General features: G+C 61.1%; 26 protein-coding genes. 10 read left to right on the forward strand and 16 right to left on the reverse strand.

The window, feature by feature from the left end; all coding sequences use genetic code 11:
* Positions 1-111 precede the first annotated feature (111 nt).
* The gene (locus tag BG455_RS16995; RefSeq protein ID WP_425438770.1) at positions 112-384 is read right to left on the reverse strand and encodes a DUF3553 domain-containing protein; all 273 of its coding nucleotides are present in this window, start codon (positions 382-384) and stop codon (positions 112-114) included.
* Here BG455_RS16995 and BG455_RS15175 point away from each other — a divergent pair.
* Together BG455_RS15175 and BG455_RS15180 are read left to right on the forward strand one after the other, a co-directional pair.
* A complete protein-coding gene (locus BG455_RS15175; RefSeq protein WP_084386483.1) occupies positions 286-966 on the forward strand; it encodes a histidine phosphotransferase family protein in 681 nt (226 codons plus the stop codon). The two genes, BG455_RS16995 and BG455_RS15175, sit on opposite strands and share 99 nt — an antisense overlap.
* A gap of 200 nt (positions 967-1166) precedes the next feature.
* Positions 1167-1439 carry a glycine zipper 2TM domain-containing protein gene (locus tag BG455_RS15180; RefSeq protein ID WP_071470837.1) on the forward strand — a complete coding sequence of 91 codons (273 nt, stop codon included), beginning with the start codon at positions 1167-1169 and terminating at the stop codon, positions 1437-1439.
* A gap of 63 nt (positions 1440-1502) precedes the next feature.
* On the opposite strand, the gene BG455_RS15185 is transcribed toward BG455_RS15180, so the two are convergent.
* Both BG455_RS15185 and serB read right to left on the reverse strand, forming a co-directional pair.
* Complete coding sequence (locus tag BG455_RS15185; protein WP_071470838.1) at positions 1503-2666, reverse strand: M20 aminoacylase family protein; 1164 nt, start codon at positions 2664-2666, stop codon at positions 1503-1505.
* Positions 2667-2781: 115 nt separating this feature from the next.
* The gene (serB, locus tag BG455_RS15190) at positions 2782-3663 is read right to left on the reverse strand and encodes a phosphoserine phosphatase SerB (RefSeq protein WP_071470839.1); all 882 of its coding nucleotides are present in this window, start codon (positions 3661-3663) and stop codon (positions 2782-2784) included.
* Positions 3664-3829: 166 nt separating this feature from the next.
* Between serB and BG455_RS15195 the strand changes: the two genes are divergently transcribed.
* The 3 genes from BG455_RS15195 to BG455_RS15205 all read left to right on the forward strand — a co-directional run bounded on the left by BG455_RS15195 (position 3830) and on the right by BG455_RS15205 (position 7465).
* Positions 3830-4984 (forward strand): phosphoserine transaminase, encoded by a 1155-nt coding sequence (locus BG455_RS15195; protein WP_071470840.1) that lies wholly within the window; start codon positions 3830-3832, stop codon positions 4982-4984.
* A 66-nt stretch (positions 4985-5050) separates the two neighbouring features.
* Positions 5051-6646 (forward strand): phosphoglycerate dehydrogenase, encoded by a 1596-nt coding sequence (gene serA / locus BG455_RS15200; RefSeq protein WP_071470841.1) that lies wholly within the window; start codon positions 5051-5053, stop codon positions 6644-6646.
* Between the two features lie 81 nt (positions 6647-6727).
* Positions 6728-7465, forward strand: coding sequence for a metallophosphoesterase (locus BG455_RS15205; RefSeq protein ID WP_071470842.1), 738 nt, complete (start codon positions 6728-6730; stop codon positions 7463-7465).
* On the opposite strand, the gene htpX is transcribed toward BG455_RS15205, so the two are convergent.
* The 6 genes from htpX to BG455_RS15235 form a co-directional block, all read right to left on the reverse strand.
* Positions 7462-8349, reverse strand: coding sequence for a zinc metalloprotease HtpX (gene htpX, locus BG455_RS15210; RefSeq protein ID WP_071470843.1), 888 nt, complete (start codon positions 8347-8349; stop codon positions 7462-7464). The two genes, BG455_RS15205 and htpX, sit on opposite strands and share 4 nt — an antisense overlap.
* A gap of 116 nt (positions 8350-8465) precedes the next feature.
* Positions 8466-9023: a hypothetical protein gene (locus BG455_RS15215; protein ID WP_071470844.1), complete on the reverse strand. Its 558-nt coding sequence runs from the start codon at positions 9021-9023 to the stop codon at positions 8466-8468.
* A gap of 61 nt (positions 9024-9084) precedes the next feature.
* Entirely contained in the window at positions 9085-10080 is a 996-nt protein-coding gene (locus tag BG455_RS15220) for an adenosine kinase (RefSeq protein WP_071470845.1), read from the reverse strand.
* A complete protein-coding gene (nth, locus tag BG455_RS15225; RefSeq protein ID WP_071470846.1) occupies positions 10077-10721 on the reverse strand; it encodes an endonuclease III in 645 nt (214 codons plus the stop codon). The genes BG455_RS15220 and nth overlap by 4 nt, the downstream gene beginning before the upstream one ends.
* A gap of 39 nt (positions 10722-10760) precedes the next feature.
* Positions 10761-11525 (reverse strand): tRNA1(Val) (adenine(37)-N6)-methyltransferase, encoded by a 765-nt coding sequence (locus tag BG455_RS15230; protein WP_071470847.1) that lies wholly within the window; start codon positions 11523-11525, stop codon positions 10761-10763.
* Positions 11518-11733, reverse strand: a complete 216-nt coding sequence (locus BG455_RS15235; RefSeq protein WP_071470848.1) for a putative signal transducing protein — start codon at positions 11731-11733, stop codon at positions 11518-11520. Before BG455_RS15235 ends, BG455_RS15230 begins: the two co-directional genes overlap by 8 nt.
* 54 nt (positions 11734-11787) lie before the next feature.
* On the opposite strand from BG455_RS15235, the gene BG455_RS15240 reads away from it, so the two are divergent.
* Complete coding sequence (locus tag BG455_RS15240; RefSeq protein ID WP_071470849.1) at positions 11788-12789, forward strand: polyprenyl synthetase family protein; 1002 nt, start codon at positions 11788-11790, stop codon at positions 12787-12789.
* Here BG455_RS15240 and BG455_RS15245 read toward each other — a convergent pair.
* From BG455_RS15245 to BG455_RS15255, 3 genes are all read right to left on the reverse strand, one after another.
* Positions 12783-13622 (reverse strand): 4-(cytidine 5'-diphospho)-2-C-methyl-D-erythritol kinase, encoded by an 840-nt coding sequence (locus tag BG455_RS15245; RefSeq protein ID WP_425438774.1) that lies wholly within the window; start codon positions 13620-13622, stop codon positions 12783-12785. The two genes, BG455_RS15240 and BG455_RS15245, sit on opposite strands and share 7 nt — an antisense overlap.
* Positions 13622-15334 (reverse strand): tetratricopeptide repeat protein, encoded by a 1713-nt coding sequence (locus tag BG455_RS15250; RefSeq protein ID WP_084386485.1) that lies wholly within the window; start codon positions 15332-15334, stop codon positions 13622-13624. Before BG455_RS15250 ends, BG455_RS15245 begins: the two co-directional genes overlap by 1 nt.
* A 126-nt stretch (positions 15335-15460) precedes the next feature.
* Complete coding sequence (locus BG455_RS15255; protein ID WP_071470851.1) at positions 15461-17107, reverse strand: electron transfer flavoprotein-ubiquinone oxidoreductase; 1647 nt, start codon at positions 17105-17107, stop codon at positions 15461-15463.
* Positions 17108-17368: 261 nt separating this feature from the next.
* On the opposite strand from BG455_RS15255, the gene greA reads away from it, so the two are divergent.
* The 4 genes from greA to BG455_RS15275 all read left to right on the forward strand — a co-directional run bounded on the left by greA (position 17369) and on the right by BG455_RS15275 (position 20007).
* Positions 17369-17839, forward strand: coding sequence for a transcription elongation factor GreA (gene greA, locus BG455_RS15260; protein WP_071470852.1), 471 nt, complete (start codon positions 17369-17371; stop codon positions 17837-17839).
* Position 17840: 1 nt separating this feature from the next.
* Entirely contained in the window at positions 17841-18824 is a 984-nt protein-coding gene (locus BG455_RS15265; protein ID WP_071470853.1) for a hypothetical protein, read from the forward strand.
* A 152-nt stretch (positions 18825-18976) separates the two neighbouring features.
* Positions 18977-19681, forward strand: a complete 705-nt coding sequence (locus tag BG455_RS15270) for an AzlC family ABC transporter permease (RefSeq protein WP_071470948.1) — start codon at positions 18977-18979, stop codon at positions 19679-19681.
* On the forward strand, positions 19678-20007 hold the full coding sequence (locus BG455_RS15275; RefSeq protein WP_071470854.1) for an AzlD domain-containing protein: 330 nt from the start codon (positions 19678-19680) through the stop codon (positions 20005-20007). Before BG455_RS15270 ends, BG455_RS15275 begins: the two co-directional genes overlap by 4 nt.
* Here the strand turns inward: BG455_RS15275 and BG455_RS15280 are convergent.
* The 4 genes from BG455_RS15280 to thrC all read right to left on the reverse strand — a co-directional run bounded on the left by BG455_RS15280 (position 19978) and on the right by thrC (position 24753).
* Positions 19978-21408, reverse strand: a complete 1431-nt coding sequence (locus BG455_RS15280; RefSeq protein WP_071470855.1) for an FAD-binding oxidoreductase — start codon at positions 21406-21408, stop codon at positions 19978-19980. The two genes, BG455_RS15275 and BG455_RS15280, sit on opposite strands and share 30 nt — an antisense overlap.
* A 110-nt stretch (positions 21409-21518) precedes the next feature.
* Positions 21519-22106, reverse strand: a complete 588-nt coding sequence (locus tag BG455_RS15285) for a GNAT family N-acetyltransferase (protein WP_071470856.1) — start codon at positions 22104-22106, stop codon at positions 21519-21521.
* A complete protein-coding gene (locus tag BG455_RS15290) occupies positions 22106-23368 on the reverse strand; it encodes a M16 family metallopeptidase (protein ID WP_071470857.1) in 1263 nt (420 codons plus the stop codon). Before BG455_RS15290 ends, BG455_RS15285 begins: the two co-directional genes overlap by 1 nt.
* A complete protein-coding gene (thrC, locus tag BG455_RS15295) occupies positions 23365-24753 on the reverse strand; it encodes a threonine synthase (RefSeq protein ID WP_071470858.1) in 1389 nt (462 codons plus the stop codon). The genes BG455_RS15290 and thrC overlap by 4 nt, the downstream gene beginning before the upstream one ends.
* Positions 24754-24757 lie beyond the last annotated feature (4 nt).

Raw genomic sequence — 24757 nt, forward strand, 5'->3', positions numbered from 1 at the left:
GTGGTTGCTGCTCCTGCTGTCATCTCAGTGCGTCCCCGGTTTGCGCAGCGCTTATCTATATCCAGACATATGTCATCAAACGGCTTGCCTACACGTCAAGGTTGTGCCACGCTAAAGCTCTGCGTCCGAGACGAGTATAAGAGCTATTTTTGATCCATTAATTACCTGTTTACCCGCTTCAACGAAACTGACTGTTACCATTTCGCCAATACGAGATTGAACCTGCCCGACCCCCCATTCCGGGTGCTGGGGGTGACGAACGAACATTCCGGGGGAAAGAATAAGATGGCTCATGACGCCACTCATAGCGCTGCGCGCCGCACAGGGCAAACCGGAAACACCGATCAAGACCTGAGTGCCATGGTCGCCTCGCGCATTTGTCATGATCTGGTCAGCCCGCTGGGCGCAATTGGCAACGGGCTGGAATTGATGCAGCTTGCCTCGTCCACACTTGGGCCGGAACTGTCGCTGGTGGCACAAAGCACCGACAGCGCGAATGCGCGCCTGCGCTTTTACCGGATCGCCTTTGGCATCGTATCGGCCAGCCAGTCGATTTCGCGCGCCGAAATCCTGTCTATTCTGGATGCGTTGCAACCCCACCAGAAACACAAAGTCAGCTGGACATGCGGCACAGAGCTGACGCGCCAGCAGGTCAAGCTGATGTTTCTGTTGCTGATGTGTCTGGAAACCACAGTGCCATGGGGCGGCGAAATCGTGTTGCGCTCTGCCCCCTGCGGGGTGGAACTGGTCGCAAATGCGCACCGTCTGCGGATCGAGGACAGCTTGTGGACCGCGCTATGCGACGCAGGCAGGATCGAGGATTTGACCTCGGCCAAGATACATTTCGCCTTGGCGGGGGCAGAAATTGCGGCGCAGGGCTACGCTGTGTCGGTCACTGCGCAAGAGTCGTCATTTGCAATACGCGTCGCACTGGAATGTGGGGATGGCAGAAACTGCGGAACCTGACACCCTGCGCGCGCGTTATACCTGATACGCAGCGACCGGACCAAGACGGGGAAGACCATGCGTTTGTGGCGATTTTCCGCCAGCGCCACATGCTGGCATGATTGACCTTCTGCCAAATGTCCCGACAAGATGTGACAGCGTCTGAGAATATGTTAGACTGCGTGTATATTAAGACAGGGTAATCCCCGGAAGGAGAAATCATGAAGAAACTGTTTCCAGTCACCATCCTCGCTGCCACGCTGGCTTTGGCAGGGTGCCAGATGACCCAGACCGAACGCAGCGTCGTCGGCGGTGTTGCCGGTGCGGCAGGCGGTCTGGCCGTTGGCAACCTGCTTGGGGCCAATACCAACTGGACAATCCTGACAACTGTTGCCGGTGCCGCAGCAGGTACGTTGCTGGCACAAAATGCCCGCACAGGCACATGCGCCTATGCGCGTGGGGACGGCACCTATTACGAAGCACCCTGCCCCTGATCGCAGCGCAACACATCAAAAAGCCCCGGGTTTTCCCGGGGCTTTTTTCTGGCCTATCTGCGCTCAGGCCGCAGGCATGCGCTGCTCGGCCAGTTCCACCCAGTAACTACAGCCGGCAGGAATGATCGTGTCATTGAAATTATAGGCCGGGTTATGGACATCGGCAGTGTCGCCATTGCCGACCAGAATATACGCGCCGGGGCGTTCTTGCAGCATGTAGGCGAAATCCTCGCCCCCCATGACAAGCGGCGCATCTGCGCATTGGCCTGAAACAGCGCGCGCCGCAGCAACAGCATGGTCTGTCTCGGTCGCGGAATTGACCATCACGGGGTAGCCACGCCGGTAATCGACATGCGCCTGCGCGCCAAAGGCAGCGGCGGTATGTTCGGCCAAAGCCTTGATGCGCATCTCTGCCAGATCGCGCATGTCTTGGCTAAGCGTGCGCACTGTCCCGCGCAGCGTCACATGCTGGGGAATCACGTTGAACGCCTGCGAATCAGTCACGAAAGAGGTGACAGAGACAACCATCTCCAGTGTCGGGTCTGCGTTGCGGCTGACAATACTTTGCATGGCAACCACAAGCTGCGCGGCGACAACCGTTGTATCGACGCAGTAATGCGGCTTGGCCGCATGCCCCCCGCGCCCCTCGACCCCGATTTCAAACTGGTCTGTGGCTGCGAAAAACGGGCCGGGACGGATGGCAAATTCACCCGCCGGATTGCCCGGCCAGTTGTGCATTCCATAGACTTCCTGAATGCCGAACCGCGCCATCAAACCCTCGCGGCACATCTCGTCACCGCCGCCGCCGCCTTCTTCGGCGGGCTGGAAGATAACGACAACCGTGCCGTCAAAATTGCGCGTCTCGGCCAGATATTTCGCGGCCCCCAGCAGCATGGCGGTATGCCCGTCATGGCCGCAGGCATGCATCTTGCCCGCCTCTTTCGAGGCATAGTCCACGCCTGTCGCCTCATGGATGGGCAGCGCATCCATATCGGCGCGCAACCCCACGACACGGCCGGATTGCGTGCTTTTGCCACGGATCACACCCACAACCCCTGTGCGCCCGATCCCTTCAACCACCTCATCGCAGCCGAACTGCCGCAGCTTTTCCGCCACGATACCCGCAGTGCGGTGGCAGTCGAACAGGATTTCGGGATGGGCATGGAAATCGTGCCGCCATGCCATGATTTCAGGCAGCATTTCTGCAAAACGGTTCTTGATTGGCATGGCTTTTCTCCTGTTGCGTCTTCATCGGGCTGGCGGCTTTTATGCCCTGCGCCGAACATGCCACAGCCCCGACGCCATCACCAGCAGCGCCGCGAAAAAAACCTGGGCGCGCCGTTTAGGCGGGTTGTGCAAACTCGTCGCAGCTATATCCTTGCAGATATAACAGCGCCGTCAGATCGCCATGATTGATGCGCAAATCGCATTCTGCGGCCACAGCGGGTTTTGCATGCAGGGCAACGCCTGCGCCCGCGCGCCCCAGCATGCCCAGATCATTGGCCCCGTCGCCCACGGCCATCACATCTGCAGGCGACAGGCCCAGCCGCGCGCTGATCTCGTCCAGCGCGGCCACCTTCGCTTCGCGGCCCAGAATCGGGTCCGCGACAGTGCCTGCCAGTTTTCCACCGTCAATATGCAGCGTATTGGCGCGATGCTCGTCAAAGGCCAAAGCCTGCGCCACATGCGCGGTAAAGGCCGTGAACCCGCCCGAGACCAAGGCAGCATAGCCGCCATTGGCCTTCATCGTGGCAATCAATTCGCGCCCGCCGGGGGTAAAGGTGATGCGCGCGGCCAGAACCTTGGCGATGACGCTTGCATCCAGCCCTTTCAATAGCGCCACGCGTTCGCGCAGCGCCTGTTCAAATTCCAGCTCGCCATTCATCGCGCGCGCGGTAATGCCTGCGACATATTCCCCCACGCCCGCCTCATCTGCCAGCTCGTCAATGCATTCCTGCCCGATCATGGTGCTGTCCATATCGGCCAGCAACATCTGCTTGCGCCGCCCTTCTTGGCGCTGCACCGCCAGATCAATGCCCAATGGCTGCAAATCAGCCCAGACCTGCCACAGGTTTTCAGGCATCACATCCAGCGAGAACTCAGCCGCCACGCCCGGGTTCAGCCACAGCGCCGCGCCCCCGCCCCATGCGTTGCGCAACGCCTCGACCGTGGTGGCGTCCAGCTTGGGGGTGGCGGGGTTGGTCAGCAATGTGGCGACATACATGGGGCTAATCCGGGGCAAGTTTCCGATGGTGAACAGGCTGCGTCGTTTTTGCGCGCTCAAGCGGCGCTCTAGTGCAATTTTCCATCTTGTGCCAGCACCGATTGCGCCGTAGACGCTGCCTTGGGACACCCTTCCCCAACGAAGGGCAAATATCTGGAAGGATACCATGTCGATACCCGCTCAACCGGCCAAGCGCCCGGCAAATCCGCGCTTTTCTTCTGGCCCCTGTGCCAAAATCCCCACATTTGAATTGGCAAAACTGGCTGATGCGCCCTTGGGCCGCTCGCACCGTGCCGCTGTGGGCAAAGCCAAGCTGAAAGCCGCGATTGACGGTACGCGCGACATCCTTGGCGTGCCTGCCGATCATCATATCGGCATCGTTCCCGCCTCTGACACTGGCGCAGTTGAAATGGCGATGTGGTCACTCTTGGGTGCGCGCAAGACCACGATGGTTGCATGGGAAAGCTTTGGCGCAGGCTGGGTGACAGATGCGGTCAAGCAACTGAAACTGGATGCCGAGGTCAAGACCGCCGATTACGGCCAGATCGTCGATATGGCCAGCATCGATTATGACACAGATGTTGTGTTCACATGGAACGGCACCACCTCTGGCGTGCGCATGCCGCATGGGGACATGATCCCCGCCAACCGCGCAGGGCTGACCATTTGTGACGCCACATCGGCGGCCTTTGCGATGGACCTGCCTTGGGACAAGCTGGATGTCGTGACCTTCTCGTGGCAGAAAGTCATGGGCGGCGAGGCGGCGCATGGCATGCTGATCCTGTCCCCCCGCGCGGTCGAACGGCTGGAAAGCTACACGCCGCCATGGCCCATGCCCAAGATTTTCCGCATGACCAAGGGCGGCAAGCTGATTGACGGCATATTCAAGGGCGAGACGATCAACACCCCTTCCATGCTGGCGGTCGAAGATTACCTGCTGGCGCTGGATTGGGCGCGCGAGATTGGCGGCCTGCCTGCCCTGATCGCGCGGTGCGACGCCAATGCAGACGTCATCGCGCAGTTTTGCGCCGCGAATGACTGGATCGCCAATCTGGCCGAAGATCCTGCAACAGCCTCGACCACCAGTGTGTGCCTGAAATTCACCGATGCCAGCATTACCGATGGTGCGGCTTTCGCCAAAGCGGTTGCAAAGCGGCTGGAGAAAGAGGGCGTGGCGCTGGATATCGGGGCGTATCGTGACGCGCCTGCGGGCTTGCGCATCTGGTGTGGCGCGACGGTCCAGACCTCGGATATCGAGGCGCTAATGCCATGGCTGGACTGGGCCTATCATACAGAACGCGCGGCACTGGCCACCGGCTGAGTGCAGCATTGTGGCGGGCTTGACCCGCCACCTCTTCCCCCATTTTTCATGCAAGGAGCCACGATCATGGCACCCAAAGTTCTCGTATCCGACAAACTGTCTGAAACTGCCGTCCAGATTTTCCGCGATCGCGGGGTCGAGGTGGATTACCTGCCCAATCTGGGCAAGGACAAAGAAAAACTGCTCGAAGTCATTGGCCAGTATGACGGGCTTGCCATCCGCTCGGCCACCAAGGTGACGGAAAAGATTCTCGAAGCGGCCACCAATCTGAAAGTCGTGGGCCGCGCGGGTATTGGCGTGGACAATGTCGATATTCCTGCCGCCTCTAAAAAAGGGGTGATCGTGATGAACACGCCTTTCGGCAACTCGGTCACCACTGCCGAACACGCCATCTCGCTGATGATGGCCGTTGCGCGCCAGATCCCAGAGGCCAATGCCTCGACCCATGCAGGAAAATGGGAAAAGTCGCGTTTCATGGGGGTGGAGCTGACCGCCAAAACGCTGGGTGTCATCGGGGCTGGCAATATTGGCGGCATCGTGTGCGACCGCGCGCTGGGGCTGAAGATGAAGGTTGTCGCCTATGATCCGTTCCTGAGCGAGGAGCGCGCGACGAAACTGGGCGTCACCAAAGTGGATCTGGACACGCTGCTTGCGCGGGCGGATTTCATCACCCTGCATGTGCCGCTGACCGACAAGACCCGCAATATTCTGTCGGCACAAAACCTTGCCAAAACGAAAAAAGGCGTGCGGATCATCAACTGTGCGCGCGGCGGGCTGATTGACGAGGACGCTTTGGCCGAGGCGCTGAAATCCGGCCATGTCGCGGGGGCCGCACTCGATGTGTTCGCCGTTGAGCCTGCCACCGAAAGCCCGCTCTTCGGCATGCCGAATGTGGTTGTCACCCCGCATCTGGGCGCCTCTACCACCGAGGCGCAGGAAAACGTGGCCCTGCAAGTGGCTGAACAGATGTCGGATTACCTGTTGTCAGGTGCGGTGCAAAACGCGCTCAACATGCCATCGGTCACCGCCGAGGAAGCGCGGATCATGGGGCCGTGGCTGAAACTGGCCGCACATCTGGGTGCCTTTGCAGGCCAGATGACAGACGAGCCGATCAAGGCCATCAACATCCTTTATGATGGCAAGGTCGCGGATATGAACCTTGACGCGCTGGGGTGCGGCGTGATTGCAGGCATCATGAAAGCCACCAACCCCGATGTGAACATGGTGTCCGCGCCTGTGGTCGCCAAAGAACGCGGTGTGCAGATTTCGACCACCACACAGGCGAAATCGGGCGTGTTCGATGCCTATATCAAGCTGACAGTCGTGACCGACACGCGCGAGCGGTCCATTGCGGGCACGGTCTTTTCAGATGGCAAGCCGCGCTTCATCCAGATCAAGGGCATCACCCTTGACGCGGAAGTGGGCAATCACATGCTCTACACCACCAACGAAGACATGCCCGGCATTATCGGCACCTTGGGCCAGACCATGGGCGAGAATGGCGTGAATATCGCCAACTTCACCTTGGGCCGGTCCGAGGCGGGCAAGGATGCGATTGCCCTGCTGTATCTTGACGCCCCCGCCCCCGAGAGCGTGTTGGACAAGCTGCGCGCGACAGGCTTGTTCAAACAAGTGCGCCCGCTTGCCTTTGACGTAGCCTGAAGACTTGGCGTGACGCCTTGGACTTGACCCAAGGCGTCACGGCTGGTTGTGTCCGCCTGCACGCAGTTGAAAAGGACGGTCATGCGCAGCTATGCCATAGGCGACATTCACGGGCAGCTTGCCCTGTTGCACCAAGCCCATCGCTGGATCGAGGCCGACCGCAAGCGTTGCGGCGACCCGGATGCGCCCATCGTGCATCTGGGCGATCTGGTGGACAGGGGACCGGATAGCGCAGGCGTTGTCCGGTATCTGCGCGCGGGCCTGCAAGGTGGGGCGCCTTGGGTGGTGCTGAAAGGCAACCACGACCGCCTGTTCGAGAAATTCCTGACCGATCCTAACTGGCACGACCCGAATTTGCGCGCGGAGGTTACTTACCTGCACCCTGCGATTGGCGGGGCAGAAACGCTGATGTCTTACGGGCTGTTCCGGCCCACCTCGTTCCATATCAAGCGCGCGCGGGCACAGGTTCTGGATGCCATCGCACCCGAAGACATTGCCTTTCTGCGCGACCTGCCGCTGCATTACGCTTATGCCGGTGTGCTGCATGTCCATGCAGGCATTCGCCCCGGTGTACCGCTATCGCAGCAGGCCGAACAGGATCTGGTCTGGATCCGCGACCCGTTCCTGATGGACACGCGCGATCACGGGCCACTTATCGTTCACGGGCACACAGCGTTGCATGCCCCCAAGCACTACCGCAACCGCGTGAATATCGACAGCCGCGCCGGATATGGCGGCCCCCTGACCGCGATTGTCATTGAAAACCGGCAGGTATCCGTGCTGACCGAGTCAGGACGCCTGCCATTGACCCCGCATTAACCCCAAGGGTTCTGGGCACGGGCTGGCATGGCAGGGCGAATGCCGTTTTCCTGTGCCAGCCGCGTCAAGGCCGCGATGCGGTTTTCGGTGTTCGGGTGGGTTGAAAACAGCTTGTCGCGCTTATGGACATGCAGCGGGTTGATGATGAACATATGCGCGGTCTGCGGGTTCTCTTCAGCCTTGTCATAATCGATGCGCGAGGCAAACCCCTGTATCTTTTCCAGCGCAGAGGCCAGCCAGAGCGGGTTGCCGCAAATCTCGGCGCCCACGCGGTCTGCCTCATACTCGCGCGAGCGTGAAATGGCCATCTGCACCACCGCCGCCGCCAAGGGCGCAAGGATCATCACAGCAATGGCCGCAATAGCGCCCCCTGCCCCCTGATTACGCCCGCCGCGAAAGAACATCGCAAAATTTGCCAGCATCGAGATGGCACCCGCGAAAGTGGCCGTCACTGTCATGATCAGCGTGTCATAATTGCGGATATGCGCCAGTTCATGCGCCATCACCGCCGCCACCTCTTCGCGCGACATGCGCCGCAACAGGCCGGTTGTGGCAGCGACCGCCGCATTTTCAGGGTTTCGTCCTGTGGCAAAGGCATTGGGCTGGTCTTGGTCTATGACATAGACACGCGGATGCGGCATGCCTGCATCATCGGCCAACTGATGCACCATGCGCTGCAAATCGGGGTGGACCTGACTGTTGCATTCCTGCGCATTATGCATGCGCAACACAGCCTTGTCGGAATTCCAATAGGCATAGGCATTCATGCCCGCCGCCACGGCAAAGGCAAGCAGCAGGCCCGCACCGCCCCCCAAAAGATAGCCAACCCCCATGAACAAGGCGGTCATTGCGGCCATCAACATGGCTGTCTTGGTATACCCCATCAAGGCTCTCCCTCAGGTCATAAGCACTGTATCCGGTGCAGATATGGGCGGCAGGCCCTGGCTTTGCAAGCATTTCAAACCGCACTTGCCCTTGCTCGTGCCGTCTGTATGGCGCGTTAGAAATTCTCCATCGCGCGGAAATCAATCTGTTCCAGAAGCGGGATCATCACATCTGCATCCGCCCCTTCGGCCTGCACCAGAATGCGGTTGGCGACAATGGCTTTCAGGCTTTGGTCTTCGCGCAAGAACCGCACGCGGCCAATGCGTTCAACCTGCCCGCCCATCTGGGCGATCATGGTTGAATTGCCCAGCATCATCCCAAGCTGTGCAACCATCGGGTTGTCGGCCATCAGCGTCAACTCGAACCTTCCCGCATCGCCCGAATAGACAGCCTTGGCCATTGTGCCCCCGCCCATGAAGCCCATCATCTGGCTGCCCTCGGTGTCCAGCGCGCGCGTCCAGCCATCGGGGGCGGGGGGCAGGAAATTTGCAAGCCCTTGGGCCTTTATCGCGCCCAACAGGCGTTGCGCCTGCGCCAGTTCATCCTCGGCATATTGGTAATCGCCGTCCTGATACGCCTCGATCGCGGTTTCCAGCGCCTCGACGAACGGGTCGGCATGGGCGGGCAAAGTGGTCAGGCAGGCGATGGTCGCAGCATAAATTGCGTGTTTCATAGCTATCCCTCTGGCAAATATGGTGCCAGCCTGCCGCAGAGCCTGCATTCGCACAAGGAATTTATGCGCCAATCAACCCTGCCCGCCGAAAGGCCGCGCGCAAATCGGTTTTGGGGCGCGCACCGATATGGCTGATGACTTCTGACGCGGCAATCACGCCCATGCGCCCTGCCGTTTCCAGATCGCGCCCTGTGGCCAGCCCATACAGGAACCCAGCGGCGAACTGGTCGCCCGCCCCTGTTGCATCGACCGGCACTGCGCGCGTGACGGGGATTTCCAGCTTGCGCCCTTGCGCGCATATCCACACCGGATCGCCCGAGCGGGTACAAACCACAAGCGGGCAATCCTGCACCGCTTGGGCCAGCGCATCATCCAGATCATTCGCCTGATACAGCGACACCCATTCCTGTTCATTCCCGATCACATAATCCATGTGATTGGCCACCAGATCGCGGAAATCGGCGCGGTGACGGTCCACACAGAACGGGTCAGACAGCGCAATCCCCGCCTTGCCCCCTGCCCCGCGACAGGCGCGCGCGGCCTTCAGGAAGGCGTCCTTTCCCTTGTCCTTGTCGAACAGATAGCCTTCCAGAAAGACAATCTCGCTATCGGCCATCACGGATTCGTCCACATCCTCGGGGCCAAGTTCGGCAGAGATGCCAAGATAGGTGTTCATCGAGCGCTCGCCATCAGGCGTGACGAAAATCATGCTGCGCGAACTGGGCAATTCGCCCCCCGCAACGGGTGCATTGACAAAGCGCGTGCCCGCCGCCTCGGTGTCTTGGGCATAGAACCGCCCAAGATCGTCGTCATTCACACGCCCGACAAAGGCCGCTTTCAGCCCCAGCTTGCCCGCCCCCGCCAAAGTATTGGCAACCGACCCACCAGAGGCCTGCGCGCGGTCCGTCATGGCGTCATACAGCGTTTCGGCGCGCGCGCGCTCGATCAGTTGCATGATCCCTTTGTGAATGTCCATGCGGTCCAGAAACCTGTCATCCACAGTGGTGATGACATCGACAACCGCATTGCCGATTCCAGCGATATTATAAGTTTTCATAGGGTTTTATCCTCGTATTGGCATAAATCGCGGATCAGGCAGGCGCCACAGGCGGGCTTGCGCGCCTTGCAGACATAGCGCCCATGCAAGATCAGCCAGTGATGGGCATGAAGCTGGTATTCGGCGGGAATGTGGTCTTCAATCGCGCGTTCAACCGCTGTGACATCGCGCCCGGGGCAGATGCCGGTGCGGTTGCCGATGCGGAAAATATGGGTGTCCACGGCCTGCGCGGGCATGCCCCACCACATGTTCAGCACGACATTCGCAGTCTTGCGCCCCACACCGGGCAGTGATTGCAGCGCCGCGCGGCTGGACGGCACCTCGCCGCCATATTGATCTACCAGAATTTGGCTGAGTTTGATGACATTCTTGGCCTTGTTGCGAAACAGGCCGATGGTCTTGATATGCGCGATCAGCCCTTCTTCGCCCAAATCCAGCATTTTTTGGGGCGTGTCGGCAATCTGGAACAGCGCGCGGGTGGCCTTGTTCACGCCCACATCGGTGGCCTGTGCCGACAATGCGACCGCTACGACCAGCGTATAGACATTGACATGCTCCAGCTCGCCCTTCGGCTCTGGGTCGGCCGCGTGAAAGCGGCGAAATATCTCTCGGATTGTGGAATAATCGAGTTGCTGGGCCATGCGCTTCCTATGCAATGCAGATCGGTCAGGGGCAAGAGCCTATGCCTGCGCCATTTCGCCCAAGCCCAGCGCGGCGCAATCGCGCAGCAGGGCGCGCGCCGTGTCGGTGAAGTCGTCGCCATCGCCCAGATGCGCCGCGCCTTGATGTATGACCAAGGGCGGCAGCAGCACGAAGGGCGCCCGCCCGCCCTTGCGGGCCTGCACAATGACGCGGCGCGCAGGGCGCTGCGCGCGTGCCGCCAGCGGCAGGACATGACACGACGCACGGCCCGCGAAACCCGCCAGCAGATCGGGCAACCGTTCTGCCAGATGGATCAGGGTGATATAGCCGCCATCGCGCGCGCGCCGCAGCGCGGTGTCGATCCAGACCGCAAGCGGCGTGTCTTCGCGCAACGCCTTGTCGCGGCCCGCATTTTGCGCCGCAGGGCCTTGGGGGGCGTAATAGGGCGGGTTGGCAATCACATGGTCGAACCGGCGCGCGCGCAGGTCAGTGGGCAGGGCTTCCAAATCAGCCTCCACCACCTGCAAGGCCGCGCCATTCTCGGCGGCGTTGCGGCGTGCAAGGGCGGCATATTCGGCCTGAACCTCAACGCCTGTCATCTCCAGCCCCGGCACCCGCGCGGCCAGACAGAGGGACGCAACCCCCACCCCGCAGCCCAGCTCCAGCACGGTTTGCCCTGCCCGCACGGGCACCGCTGCCGCCAGCAACACCGGATCGGTTGCCGCCCTGTAGCCCGCGCGCGGCTGCCACGCCTGCACCCTGCCATCAAGAAACGCGTCGCGCGTCAGGTCTGGGTCAGTCATGCAGGGGAATGCCGTTTTCGCGCAGGATCGAGACGGCCATGAAGTGATCCTCTCGCCGGACCAGCAAGCGGCGCGGCATCATGCCCAAGGTTGATTCCAGCGTGTGCATATGGACGTCTATATCAAACACCTCTATACCCTCGCCCTGAAGAATGGCCGTGGCGAAGGGAATGATCGTCGGGTTTGTTGTGCGCAGTAGTTCTTTCATGCGCACACCCTATGTCTTCATGGAAGAGTTTGTCGAGACAGGACTGAATACAATATGGACACGCAGCAGCTGGCCCAAGCCCCCCATGACCGCCTTGCCGCATATCTTGGCAAGGATCTGGAGCAGGTGAATGCCCTGATCCGCGCGCGTATGGCGTCCGAGCATGCGCCGCGCATCCCCGAGGTCACGGCGCATCTGATCGAGGCAGGCGGCAAGCGTATTCGCCCCATGCTGGTTCTGGCAGCAACGCATCTGTGCAACTATCAGGGCGCACGCCATCACCATTTGGCCGCCACGGTAGAGTTTATTCACACCGCCACCCTGCTGCATGATGATGTGGTCGATGAAAGCCAGCAGCGGCGCGGGCGCGCCACCGCCAATCTGTTATGGGACAATAAATCTTCGGTGCTGGTGGGCGATTATCTGTTTGCGCGCGCGTTCCAGTTGATGGTGGAATGCGGCTCGCTGCGGGTGCTGGATATCTTGTCCAACGCCTCGGCCACCATTGCCGAGGGCGAGGTGCTGCAACTGAGCACGGCGCAGAATATCGACACGACAGAAGACCAGTATTTGCGGGTAATCCGTGGCAAAACTGCGGCGCTGTTCTCTGCCGCGACCGAAGCGGGCGCCGTTCTGGCGGGGGCACCTGAAGACCATGTTCAGGCACTTTTCAGCTATGGCGACGCGCTTGGCGTCAGTTTCCAGATTGTCGATGATTATCTGGATTACGGTGGCGCGGGCGATGCGATTGGCAAGAATATAGGCGATGATTTCCGCGAACGCAAAGTGACCCTGCCTGTAATCCGCGCCATTGCGCAGGCCGACAGTGAAGAGCGTGCTTTTTGGGCGCGCGTCATTGGCAAGGGCGTGCAGAATGACGGGGATTTCGCCCATGCCCGCGCCTTGATGACCCGCCACGGCACGCTTGAGAGCACGCGGCGCGAAGCGCTGGCATGGTCAGACCGTGCGAAAGCGGCGATTGCCCTGATGCCGGATCACGACATACGCGACATGCTGTCTGACTTGGCCGATTATGTCGTGGCCCGGCTTTACTGACCGGCCAGAAGGCCTGTTGGCACCACCCACCATTCGGGGTGCGCGGCCTGCAAGACTTGCGCGGCGTGCTCTGCCTCGGCGCGTGCGGCAAACATACCGAAACAGGTTGCACCAGACCCTGACATGCGCGCCAGCGCGCAGCCCTGCGCCGCGTCAAGCGCATCCAGAACCAGACCAATCTGTGGGGCAATCCGGCAGGCGGGGGGTTGCAGGTCGTTGCGCTGCTCTGCCAGAAACGCGAACAAAGCACCTGTATCATGCCAGTCGGGCAGTGCGGATGGCATCGGGGCGTTGTCGCGCTGCGCCAAGGCGCGGAACACTTGCGGGGTGGGGACTTCGACGCGCGGATTGACCAACACCATCCAGAAAGGCGGCAGGTTTGGCACGGGCGTGAGTGTTTCGCCTATTCCCTGCATCCGGCAGGGGCGCGGGGCCAGACAGACAGGCACATCCGCCCCCAACCCCAGCACCGCGCGCATGGCAGGCAAGGGTGCCCCCGTCACGCGCGCAACAAGGCGCAGGCAGGCAGCCGCGTCAGATGACCCGCCGCCAATGCCAGACGATAGCGGCAAGTTCTTCTCCAGCGTCAAGGCAAGGTCACTGGCCCCCATCAGGCGCGCGGCGCGCAGCACCAGATTATCGGCACCTGTGCCAAGCCCCGCCCCCTCGCGCCCTGTGATCGACAATGACAGCCCCTGCAACTTGCGCGCGCTGACATGGTCCCCAGCTTCGGTGAACACCACCAGCGAATCCAGCAGATGGTAGCCATCAGCGCGCTGCCCCGTCACATGCAGCGTCAGGTTAATTTTGGCCGGGGCAAGTTCCGCGCCGATCATTGCGGGGTGTCAAACTCTTCTAGTGCTGGCTCTTTGCCGATTTCCAGCTTGCGGCGCACCAGATCGACATCAAGATCGGGATGGGGCGCAAATGAAAGCGCGCGGCGCCACTGAAAGCGCGCCTCGCGCTGACGCCCGACAGCCCAATACACATCGCCCAGATGGTCATTCAGGATCGGATCACGCGGCAGCAATTCTACCGCGCGTTCCATCACCGGCACGGCCTCTTCATAGCGGCCCAACCTGTAATAGGCCCAACCCAGCGAGTCGGTGATATAACCGCTTTCGGGGTCGCCTGCGACCGCGCGTTCAATCATATCAAGCGCTTCATCAAGGTTGCGGCGCTTCTCGATCAGGGAATAGCCCAGATAATTCAGCACCTGCGGTTCATCTGGGACAAATTCCAGCACGCGGCGGAATTCCGGTTCGGCCAAATCCCATTCGCCGGTGCGTTCATAGGCAATGGCGCGGGTATATAGCAGCACCCAATGGCGGGCCTCGACCTCGTCAATCAAGTCGATGGCACGAGTATAGGCCTCTGCCGCCTCGGCAAAGCGTTCCTCGCGGCGCAGCATGTCACCAAGAGAGCTGTGCACAAGGATCGAATCGGCGCGCGCCGCACTTAAGGACACAAGCCGTTCCACAGCCTCGTCTACCTGACCGGACTGGTAGAGCGCATTTGCGCGGCCCAGTTCGGCCCCCAGATATTGCGGGTTGTCAGCGGGCATCAACCCATAGGTCTGGTCCGCAAGGTCATATTGCCCGACCCGCTCCAACAGCTGCCCTGTCAGCAAGATGGCATCGCCATGGTCCGGGCGCAGCGCAAGTGCAAGTTGCCCGTATATGATGGGCAGCCAATCACCGCGATCACCTGCAAGCGCGCTGCCCAGCGCGAAATACACCTCGGCCATTCCGTCGCTGGCAGAGGTCACAGTTGCAAAAGGAATGGACATTTCCTGCTGCAAGGCGTCGATCAGAACCGCCACATCGTCATCAGGGGTGCCCCCGAATATGGCATCGGCCAGCGCCTGTCCCTGCTCGAACCGGCCCAATTGCGACAGGATGGTCAGATGGGCCAGCACACCACGGCGGGACAGGCTAACTTCTGCGCCATCCTCGCCCGACAGGATTTGCGCCGCGCGTTCCATATCGCCCACAAAAGCATGCGCCAGCGCTTTTTGGTACAGCGCGAAAGGGGCAAGTTCCACCCGCTCGGAAATTGCGGCTTCAAACGCTTCCACCGCGTCTGACATGCTGCCTTTGCCCAATTCAGCCCAAGCCACGCCCATCGCATCTGTAAGCGGGCCAGAGCGCCGCCCGTCTTGCAACGCCGCGATCACAGCCGAATAGTCGCCGCGCTTGAATTCATCCGCCTGAAGGATAACAGCCGCGACCTGCGTCATCTCGCCCGATGCGGCGGCCTGCGCAGCCAGTTCGGCTGCGCGCGCGAAATCGCCACTCAGAAGCCAGCCTTGCATGGCCAGTTCACGAAACGTCTCGTTTTCCGGATCAGCTTGCAGCGCGGTGTCATAGCTTTGCGCCATGCGCGCAAAATCCTCAGAGGCGACAGCAACCCGCCCCGTCAGAAAGGCCGATGCAAGCCCCGGCGGAAGCGTCGCGCCGTCCTGTGCTGCGACAGGCTGCAAAAAGGTCGGTATACACAGCGCAGCAATGGCAATGATGCGCGTAAAGGAACTTGAGGGTGTCACGAGGCGGCAGCTCCGTTCGTTTGAGTTATGTGCAACACTAGGCCGCACACCCCCCCGAGGCAATCATAATGGCCGCGAAACATCGCGCCTACCCGCAATCTCACCCGATTGTCACGCAAAAGCGCGTCACATATTGGGGTAATTCGGCCCATCGCCCCCTTGCGGCGTGACCCAGTGAATATTCTGGCTGGGGTCTTTGATGTCACAGGTTTTGCAATGCACGCAATTCTGGAAGTTGATGACAAAGCGCGGGTCTTTCCCCTCTTCCGCAACCACCTCATAGACACCGGCAGGGCAATAGCGCTGCGCAGGTTCGGCATATTTGGGCAGGTTCACAGCAATCGGGATGGAGGGGTCTTTCAAGGTCAGATGTGCGGGCTGGCTTTCTTCGTGGTTGGTAAAGGAATAGGCCACATTCGTCAGCCGGTCGAAGCTGATCTTGCCATCGGGCTTGGGGTAGTCGATGGGGCTGTGATCTTTGGCCAGTCCGGTGGCAGCGGCGTCGGTTTTGCCATGCGCCATGGTGCCGAACAGCGAAAAGCCCAATGTGTTCGTCCACATATCCAGACCGCCCAGACCCAGCGAAGGCATCAGGCCCCATTTCGACCACATCGGTTTCACATTGCGCACTTTTTTCAGATCGCGGCCAATCGGACCATTGCGCAGATCATCCTCGTAATCGCTCAACTCGTCCCCGGCACGCCCCGCCGTGATCGCCTTATGCGCGGCTTCGGCTGCGGCCTTGCCCGAGAGCATGGCGTTATGGTTGCCCTTGATGCGCGGCACATTCACCAGCCCCGCCGAACAGCCCAGCAAAACGCCGCCCGGAAAGGTCACCTTGGGGATGGACTGATAGCCGCCCTCGGAAATCGCGCGTGCGCCATATGCCACACGTTTGCCGCCCTTCAGCAGCTCGGCCACCATAGGATGGTGCTTGAAGCGCTGGAATTCCTGATAGGGCGACAGATAGGGGTTGGCATAGTTCAGATGCACCACAAACCCCAGATAGACCTGATTATTGTCGATATGGTAAATGAAGCTGCCGCCACCTGCATTCTTGCCCAGTGGCCAGCCCATTGTATGGGTGACCGTGCCCTCGGCGTGTTTCTCTGGGTCAATCTCCCAGATTTCTTTCATGCCAAGGCCGTATTTCTGCGGCTCAGCGTCCTTGGACAAGTCGTATTTGGCAATCACTTCCTTGGACAGCGACCCGCGCACCCCTTCGGACAGGAAAACATATTTGCCATGCAACTCCATGCCCGGCTCATACCCCTCGCCTTGGGTGCCATCAGGATTTTTGCCAAACTCGCCCGCAACCACGCCCTTGACGCGCGCGCCGTCATAAACCAGTTCTGAACAGGCCATGCCGGGGAAAATCTCGACCCCCAGTTCCTCGGCCTGTTCGGCCATCCAGCGGCAGACATTGGCCATGGATACGATGTAATTGCCGTGGTTGTTCATCAAGGGCGGCATCGGCCAGTTGGGCACGCGAATTTGCCCCGCCTGCCCCAGCATATAGAAATTGTCTTTTTTCACCGGCACCTTTATGGGCGCGCCGCGCTCTTTCCAGTCGGGGATCAGCGCATCCAGCCCGCACGGGTCCAGCACTGCGCCCGACAGGATATGCGCGCCAACCTCTGACCCTTTTTCCAGCACCACCACCGAGAGATCGGCATCAAGCTGTTTCAGCCGGATCGCCGCCGACAGGCCCGCAGGCCCCGCGCCAACGATTACAACATCATATTCCATGGCTTCGCGTTCAGTGCCGGACATGGGGACTCCTGTTCTTGCGCGTGGCGGGCTGCGTTTGACATAATCTTTCGTCACACCCCTAACGCACAGGTACAACCATGGTCAATGCAAACGCGGCGTCGCAGCATTCGCGCGCGACATCGCGCCGCAATCCAGCCCCGATGCTGCCGCGCGCGCATTCCTCTTGCAATCTGTCAGCGGGTGCGGTCAGATATGCTGACAAGAGAGGACAGCCCCAGCCATGCTGCGGGCGGTCTTTTTTATAATGCGAGGGGACACAAAATGGAAAAACTGCCCCTGACCCGTACAGGTCAGCAATTGCTGGATGCAGAGCTGCGCAAGCTCAAGTCCGAAGACCGGCCCGCAATTATCCGCGCCATCGCAGAGGCGCGCGAGCATGGCGATCTGTCGGAGAATGCCGAATACCATGCCGCACGCGAAAAGCAGAGCTTCACCGAAGGGCGGATAAAAGAGTTGGAATCCATCCTCTCGCGTGCCGAAGTCATTGATCCTGCCAAGTTGTCAGGCACCGTGAAATTCGGGGCAACCGTGACCTTCGTGGATGAAGACACAGATGAGGAACGCACCTATCAGATCGTGGGCGAGGCAGAGGCCGATCTGGAAAAAGGTCTGCTGAACATCAAATCCCCGCTTGCACGGGCATTCATCGGCAAGGATGTCGGCGATAGCGTCGAAGTGCGCAGCCCCGGTGGCTCGCGCAATTACGAGATTCTGTCCATCATTTACAAATAACATGACCGACAACCGGCCAGCCCCCGCCCCAAAACCACCCGGCAAAGCCAAGCCGCAAGGGCTGGACCCGCGCCTTGCCCGCATAGGGGCGCTTGCGGTCTGGCTGGTGTCGGGGCTGGGGTTTTTACTGGTCGCAGATCTCACGGCCATGGACCGGCTGACATTGGGCGCAATCGCCCTTGCAGCATTTACGCCCGCGATCATCGTATCGCTTGGGCTTCTTGTGGCGGCGGCAACCTGGTCCCTCAGCCGCGAGACGCATCACTTACAAGGCGCAGTCGATGAACTGCGCCGCGTCGTGGTGCAACGAGAGGCGGAAACAGCCGCCCTGTCACCTGTTGCGCAAAGCCGGTTGGAAGACCTGAAATCCGCACAGGAAGAAACCGACACGCGCCTGACCATGTTTTTCTCGCAGCGCACGCGGCCCCCATCCATGCCCTCGGATGCGCCTGCGCCTCCCGACCAGCAGGCCACCTTTCCACTGGACAGCGACGCTCAGACCACAGATGCCCCCCTTCCCCCCGCCGATCTGATCCGCGCGCTGAACTTTCCCGAAAACGAAGACGATGCCGAAGGCTTCCACTCGCTGCGCCGCGCGCTCTCGGACCCGCGCATTGCCCCCCTGATCCGCGCAGCACAGGATGTGCTGACACGGCTGGCACAAGAAGGCATCTATATGGATGACCTGCGCCCCGACCGCGCGCGCCCCGAATTCTGGCGCGCTTTCGCACAAGGCACGCGCGGGCCGATGATCGCGCCTTTGGGGGGTATCCGCGACCGCTCCTGCCTTGCGATCACCTCTGGCCGGATGCGCTCTGACCCCGAATTTCGCGCCAGCGCCCATCTGTTCCTGCGCGAATTCGACCGCGTCTTCTCGGCCTTTACCCCACAGGCCGATGACAGCCAGATCACCGCCATCGCCGATACGCGCTCGGCCCGTGCTTTCATGCTGGTCGGGCGCGTCTCGGGCGTGTTCTCGCGCTGAAACACCGGCTTGCACCTGCCCTGCCCCGGCAGTAAACATCCTGAACATATGAACTAAATTTTGGGGCATTTTCTTGCTCCAAATACTCAAAAACTCCTGCCACACGCGCGCCGGTGACAGGCGGGCGCAAGACCCAACACATGGAGGGACGCATGGCACTGTCCAAGGATTTCCGTCAAGGCATGCGCGATGGCACCCCGTTCATTCTGGTGATCCTGCCTTTCGGCGCGGTGTTTGGTGTTGTTGCCACCGAAGCGGGGCTGAACCTTGCCCAGGTCATGGGGTTTTCCGTGCTGGTCATTGCAGGGGCCGCGCAATTCGTGGCTGTGCAGATGATGGTCGATAACGCCCCGGTGCTGATCGTACTGGCCGCCTCGCTGGCCGTGAACCTGCGCATGGCGATGTATTCCGCCTCGCTCGCGCCGCATCTGGGGCGGATTTCGTGGTGGAAACGCGGTGTGGTGTCATACTTCATGGTCGATCAGGCCTATGCCGCCTCGATCCTGAAATATGAAAACACCCCGTCCATGACGCCCGAAAGCAAATTGTCCTATTACCTTGGCGTCGTCACCCCGATCTGTCCGCTCTGGTATCTGGCCACATGGGGCGGGGCCACATTGGGCACCGCTGTGCCTGCGGACCTGCCGATAGATTTCGCAGTGCCGATCACCTTTCTGGCGCTGATTGTGCCGATGCTGCGCAGCATGGCGCATGTCGCCGCCGCGCTGGTGTCGATCATCGGGGTTCTGGTCTTTGCCGCGCTGCCCTTCAATCTGGGCCTGCTGCTTGCCGCCCTGCTGGCCATGATGGCGGGCGCCGAGGTGGAACGCCGCATCAGCCTGCGGGGGCAAGCATGAGTTTCACCACCGCGCATATCTGGACGATCATCATCGGGCTGGGGCTGGGGTCATACCTGCTGCGGCTGTCTTTTCTTGGCATCATCGGCAATCGTGACCTGCCCGAATGGGTGCTGCGGCATCTGCGCTATACGGCCGTCGCGGTCATGCCCGGCATGATCACACCGCTGATCCTGTTTCCACAGGCGACAGAAGGCACGCTTGACCCTGTGCGGATGGGGGCTGCTATTGCCACCATCGCCATCAGCTTTCTGACGCGCAATGCCACGCTCACAATTTTTGGCGGGGCTGCTGTGTTATTCGCCCTGCATTTCATCATGCATTAACACAGCCCCCGGGTTCAATATTCCATGCGGGTCCAGCGCGGTTTTGATCGCGCGCATCATAGCCAGCTTGACCGGATCGCCATAGGTCACCAGATCCGCCGCCTTGATCCGCCCGATCCCATGCTCTGCACTGACAGAGCCGCCCATCTGGTGGACCAGATCATGCACGCAAGTGGTGATCTGCGCGCGCTCCCCATCATACGCGGCGCGGCTGTGCCCTGTGGCGGGAAAGACGTTATAATGCAGGTTGCCATCGCCCAGATGGCCAAAACAGTTGATCCGGCAGGCCTTGATCCGCGCCAACGCCTGCCCCGCCTTGGCGATGAAGGGCGCGATCTCGGACAAGGGCAGCGAAATGTCATGGCTGGCGATGGCACCTATATGGCGGTTCGCCTCTGGAATGGATTCGCGTAGGCTCCAGAACGCCTTGCGCTGCGCAAGGTTCGCCGCGATCACACCATCACGCACCAAGCCCTGTTCCAGCGCATCGGCAAATACCCGCTCCAGCGCGTCAGAGGCATCCGCCCCCGCAGGCAGGCCCAGATCAATCAGCACCATCCAGTCTGGTGGCACAGCAAAGGGCTGGCGGACCTGCGTCATTGTTTCGGCCAGAAAGGCAAGGCCCGTCCCGCTGATCAACTCGAAGGCTGAAATCCCGTCCCCAAGCCGCGCTTGCGCCAGCGCCAGCAGCGACAAGGCGGCCTTTGGTCCATCCACCACCATCAGGGCAGCCCCCTGCACCGCAGGGCGCGGCGACAATCGCAGGCTGGCGGCAGTGATCACGCCAAGCGTACCTTCCGAGCCAATCATCAGATGGCGCAGATCATAGCCGGTATTGTCTTTGCGCAGCCGCTTCAACCCGTGCCAGATGCGCCCATCCGCAAGGACGACTTCCAGCCCCAATGTCAGATCGCGCGCATTGCCATAGCGCAGCACATTCACCCCGCCCGCATTGCAGGCCAGCAACCCGCCAATGCGCGCCGACCCTTCCGAGGCAAGCGACAAAGGGAACAATCGCCCCGCCATCTCTGCGGCGCGCTGCACATCGGCCAAAATCGCCCCCGCCTCTGCGACAAGGACATTCTCTGTCGGGTAGACCTGCCGGATCGCCTGCATCCGTTCCAGCGACAGGATCAGCGGCAGCGCATTGCCCAAGCCCACCTGCCCGCCGACCAGCCCCGTGCCCCCCCCATAGGGAATGACAGGCACATGCGCCGCATGACAGGCGCGCAAGATCACAGACACCTCCTCGACATTGCGCGGCAGCGCCACAGCACCGCCCTGCCCTGTCAGCCGCCCGCGCGGCTCTTCCAGATAGCGCGGTTCTGGTGCGGCCAGCGCATCGGGGGGCAAAAGCCCCGATAACTTGGCCAGAAAATCTGTATCACATGCAGTTAACATGGCACCTCCCTTGGCAGCGGGGCTGTGGCAGGCGCAGTCGGGGCGCAAGGTGCTGTGGCTGCCAAGCCACAGCGCCGGGGGTGGGTGGGCGGGCGCCCTGACTGCGCCTGTCACAGCCCCGCATCTGTGCGCCCGCGCCGGTCATTGCGCAGATTGGCATAAAGGACATGATTGCGCCAACGCCCGTTAATCTGCAAATAGCTTTGTGCGACGCCCTCATATTTGAACCCCGCGCGCTCCAACACACCGCGCGAGGCCACATTCTCGGGCAGGCAGGCCGCCTCGATCCGCGACAGGTCCATCACGCTGAAGGCATGATGCACGACAGCCCCGATCGCCTCGCGCATATAGCCTTGCCGCAGATATGGCGCGCCTACCCAATAGCCCAGCGTGCCCGCCTGCGCGGGCCCGCGCCGGATATTGTCGAGCGTGATCGCGCCCAACAAACTCTCATCATCGCGGCGCAGCAGAAACAGCGGCAGCGCCGTGTCGGTCTTATAGCAGCGCGTGGCCCAACTCACGCGGTTGGTGAAAGCCCGCCGCGTCAGGTGGTCATCCGACCATGTCGGCTCCCACGGGGTCAGAAAACCCGAGGATTGGCGGCGCAATTCCGACCATTGCCGGAAATCGCTATGCACAGGCAGACGCAAGGCCAGCCGCTCTGTCTCGATCCGCAGCTTGCCCCGCAGGCCCAGCATCAGGCGGCCAGCCTTTCGCTAATCTGCAACAGGCGCGGGGCGCGTTCGATCGGACCATAAAGCGCCAAGGCCATGCGGCTATTGCCGAGCAAATCCTGCGCATGCTCGCGGGTGCCCTGCATGGTCACGGCATCAATGCGGGCAATCGCTTCGGAAATATCGGGCACGCGCCCCCAGATCGACAGCAGCTTTGCCAGCCGTTCAGCGCGCGCAGACGGGCTTTCCAGCCCCATCAGCAAACCTGCCTTCATCTGCGCGCGGGCGCGGGCCACTTCCGCCTCGGTCATATCCTGTGCGGCGCGTTTGATCTCGTCTATGGTCAGCTCTGCCAGCTCGCCAATCTCTGACGCGCCGGTGCCGGCATAGATCGTGACCATGCCTGTGTCGAAATACGCCCCCGATTGCGCGAATACCGTATAGCACAGCCCCCGATCTTCGCGCAGGCGTTGGAACAGCCGCGAGGACATGCCGCCCCCCAAGGCACCCGTGAAGACCTGCGAGGTATAGAACGCATCCGAGCGGTAATCCGGCGCTTCAATCGCCAGCGCAAAATGCGCCTGCTCCAGCCCGCGCGTTTCGCGCCGCTCGCCATTATGGAAGCGCGCAGGTTCGGCCTGAAACAGGGGCTTTTCGGCCATATGCCCGAAAAGCGGCTCTGCCAGACGGACAAGCGCATCGTGATCGACCGCACCTGCGGCAGACAGGATCATCTGCCCCGGCCCGTAATGATCGGCCACGAAGCGGCGCAAATCCCCTTCGGAGAAGCCAGACACCTGCGCGCTTGGCCCAAGGATCGAGCGGCCAATGGGCTGGCTGGGATAGGCCGTTTCCTGCAACCAGTCAAAAATGATGTCATCGGGCGTGTCCAGCGCCTGCCCGATTTCTTGCAAGATCACGCCGCGCTCCACCTCGATCTCGCGGGCTTCAAAAGCGGGATTCAGCACGATATCGGCCAGCACATCGACCGCCAGCGCCACATCGGCTTTAAGCACGCGGGCATAATAGGCCGTCATCTCGCGCGAGGTGTAGGCATTGATATAGCCGCCCACATCCTCGATCTCTTCGGCGATCTGTAGCGCGCTGCGCCGCGCTGTGCCCTTGAACGCCATGTGTTCCAGAAAATGCGCAACCCCGTTCTGATGGGCCGCTTCATGGCGCGCGCCAGCCTCGATCCACAGGCCGACGGCCGCAGATTCCAGCCCCGGCATGAATTCGGTCACAATGCGAAAGCCGTTGGGCAATGTTGTGATCTGAACACTCATGCGCTGATCCGATCGCGGATAAGCGCTTGGACCGCGCCCAGATCATTGGGCAGGCGCGTCACACGCTCTGGCCGTTGGAACAGGTCCGCCATGCGCGCGGGCAGCGCGGGGCGCTGGCCGGTCGCAGCCTCGACCGCATCGGGGAATTTCGCGGGGTGGGCCGTGGCCAGCGTGACCATGGGGGTTGCCGACAGGTTCTGTTCGGCCACATGCACGCCCACGGCAGAATGCGGGCAAAGCACCTCGCCGGTTTCCTGTGCGATGCGGGTGATGGTGGCGGTGGTTTCTTCTTCCGATGCGCGGCCAGAGGCGAAAGCCTCGCGCAAGAATTCCAACGCGCCCTGGCTGATATGAAAGCCGCCTTTGGCTTTCAATTCATCCATCAGTTGCGCCACGGCTGCGCCGTCGCGGCCATAGGCATCGAACAAAGCGCGCTCGAAATTGGAGCTGACCTGAATATCCATCGACGGGCTGATCGAAGGTTTGACCCCATCAGTCACATACCCGCCCGAACTCAGCGCGCGGTGCAGGATGTCGTTGTGGTTGGTGGCGACAATCAGCTTTTCGATCGGCAGCCCCATGGCGCGGGCAATATAGCCTGCGAAAATATCGCCGAAATTCCCCGTCGGCACTGTGAAGCTGACAGGGCGATGCGGCGCGCCCAAAGACACCGCCGCCGAGAAGTAATAAACCACCTGCGCCAGAACCCGCGCCCAGTTGATGGAATTGACCCCTGCCAGCCGCACCCCGTCGCGGAAGGCAAAATCGTTGAACATATCCTTGACCAGCGCCTGACAGGTGTCGAAATCGCCATCAATCGCCAGCGCGTGGACATTGGCATCTTCTGGCGTGGTCATCTGGCGGCGCTGCACTTCGGACACGCGCCCATGCGGGAACAGGATGAACACATCCACATTCGCCAACCCGCGAAACGCCTCTATCGCGGCAGAGCCTGTGTCGCCCGATGTAGCGCCCACAATCGTCACCCGCTGCCCCGAGCGTGTAAGTGCGGCCTGAAACAACTGGCCGATCAACTGCATGGCGAAATCTTTGAACGCCAGCGTGGGGCCGTGAAACAACTCCAACAAGAAGTGATTGGACCCAAGCTGCTTGAGGGGCGCGCGTGCGGGCTGCTCGAACCCGGCATAGGCTTTGGCAATCAGACTGCGAAACTCGTCATCGCTGAATGTGTCGCCAACGAAGGGGCGCATAACCAGATAGGCTTGCTCTTCATAGCTTAACCCCGCAAGCGCCGCGATTTCGGCCTGCGTCATGGGGGGCACATGCTCTGGCAAGTACAGCCCCCCATCACGGGCAAGACCTGTCAGCATTGTGGCTTCAAATTCCAGAACAGGGGCCGCGCCCCGCGTCGATATATAGTGCATGTTT

Source organism: Roseinatronobacter thiooxidans (assembly GCF_001870675.1).
Lineage (GTDB): Bacteria > Pseudomonadota > Alphaproteobacteria > Rhodobacterales > Rhodobacteraceae > Roseinatronobacter > Roseinatronobacter thiooxidans.

Excerpts from the sequence above, each read along its gene's own strand:
- BG455_RS15275 (WP_071470854.1), top strand. The coding sequence starts at position 19,678 with ATGAGTTTCACCACCGCGCATATCTGGACGATCATCATCGGGCTGGGG.
- BG455_RS16995 (WP_425438770.1), bottom strand. The coding sequence starts at position 384 with ATGACAAATGCGCGAGGCGACCATGGCACTCAGGTCTTGATCGGTGTT.
- BG455_RS15205 (WP_071470842.1), top strand. The coding sequence starts at position 6,728 with ATGCGCAGCTATGCCATAGGCGACATTCACGGGCAGCTTGCCCTGTTG.
- serB (WP_071470839.1), bottom strand. The coding sequence starts at position 3,663 with ATGTATGTCGCCACATTGCTGACCAACCCCGCCACCCCCAAGCTGGAC.
- greA (WP_071470852.1), top strand. The coding sequence starts at position 17,369 with ATGGAAAAACTGCCCCTGACCCGTACAGGTCAGCAATTGCTGGATGCA.
- serA (WP_071470841.1), top strand. The coding sequence starts at position 5,051 with ATGGCACCCAAAGTTCTCGTATCCGACAAACTGTCTGAAACTGCCGTC.
- BG455_RS15255 (WP_071470851.1), bottom strand. The coding sequence starts at position 17,107 with ATGTCCGGCACTGAACGCGAAGCCATGGAATATGATGTTGTAATCGTT.
- BG455_RS15220 (WP_071470845.1), bottom strand. The coding sequence starts at position 10,080 with ATGAAAACTTATAATATCGCTGGAATCGGCAATGCGGTTGTCGATGTC.
- BG455_RS15240 (WP_071470849.1), top strand. The coding sequence starts at position 11,788 with ATGGACACGCAGCAGCTGGCCCAAGCCCCCCATGACCGCCTTGCCGCA.
- BG455_RS15285 (WP_071470856.1), bottom strand. The coding sequence starts at position 22,106 with ATGCTGGGCCTGCGGGGCAAGCTGCGGATCGAGACAGAGCGGCTGGCC.
- BG455_RS15280 (WP_071470855.1), bottom strand. The coding sequence starts at position 21,408 with ATGTTAACTGCATGTGATACAGATTTTCTGGCCAAGTTATCGGGGCTT.
- BG455_RS15235 (WP_071470848.1), bottom strand. The coding sequence starts at position 11,733 with ATGAAAGAACTACTGCGCACAACAAACCCGACGATCATTCCCTTCGCC.
- BG455_RS15215 (WP_071470844.1), bottom strand. The coding sequence starts at position 9,023 with ATGAAACACGCAATTTATGCTGCGACCATCGCCTGCCTGACCACTTTG.
- BG455_RS15290 (WP_071470857.1), bottom strand. The coding sequence starts at position 23,368 with ATGAGTGTTCAGATCACAACATTGCCCAACGGCTTTCGCATTGTGACC.
- BG455_RS15195 (WP_071470840.1), top strand. The coding sequence starts at position 3,830 with ATGTCGATACCCGCTCAACCGGCCAAGCGCCCGGCAAATCCGCGCTTT.
- BG455_RS15180 (WP_071470837.1), top strand. The coding sequence starts at position 1,167 with ATGAAGAAACTGTTTCCAGTCACCATCCTCGCTGCCACGCTGGCTTTG.
- BG455_RS15265 (WP_071470853.1), top strand. The coding sequence starts at position 17,841 with ATGACCGACAACCGGCCAGCCCCCGCCCCAAAACCACCCGGCAAAGCC.
- BG455_RS15175 (WP_084386483.1), top strand. The coding sequence starts at position 286 with ATGGCTCATGACGCCACTCATAGCGCTGCGCGCCGCACAGGGCAAACC.
- thrC (WP_071470858.1), bottom strand. The coding sequence starts at position 24,753 with ATGCACTATATATCGACGCGGGGCGCGGCCCCTGTTCTGGAATTTGAA.
- BG455_RS15270 (WP_071470948.1), top strand. The coding sequence starts at position 18,977 with ATGGCACTGTCCAAGGATTTCCGTCAAGGCATGCGCGATGGCACCCCG.
- htpX (WP_071470843.1), bottom strand. The coding sequence starts at position 8,349 with ATGGGGTATACCAAGACAGCCATGTTGATGGCCGCAATGACCGCCTTG.
- BG455_RS15185 (WP_071470838.1), bottom strand. The coding sequence starts at position 2,666 with ATGCCAATCAAGAACCGTTTTGCAGAAATGCTGCCTGAAATCATGGCA.
- BG455_RS15230 (WP_071470847.1), bottom strand. The coding sequence starts at position 11,525 with ATGACTGACCCAGACCTGACGCGCGACGCGTTTCTTGATGGCAGGGTG.
- nth (WP_071470846.1), bottom strand. The coding sequence starts at position 10,721 with ATGGCCCAGCAACTCGATTATTCCACAATCCGAGAGATATTTCGCCGC.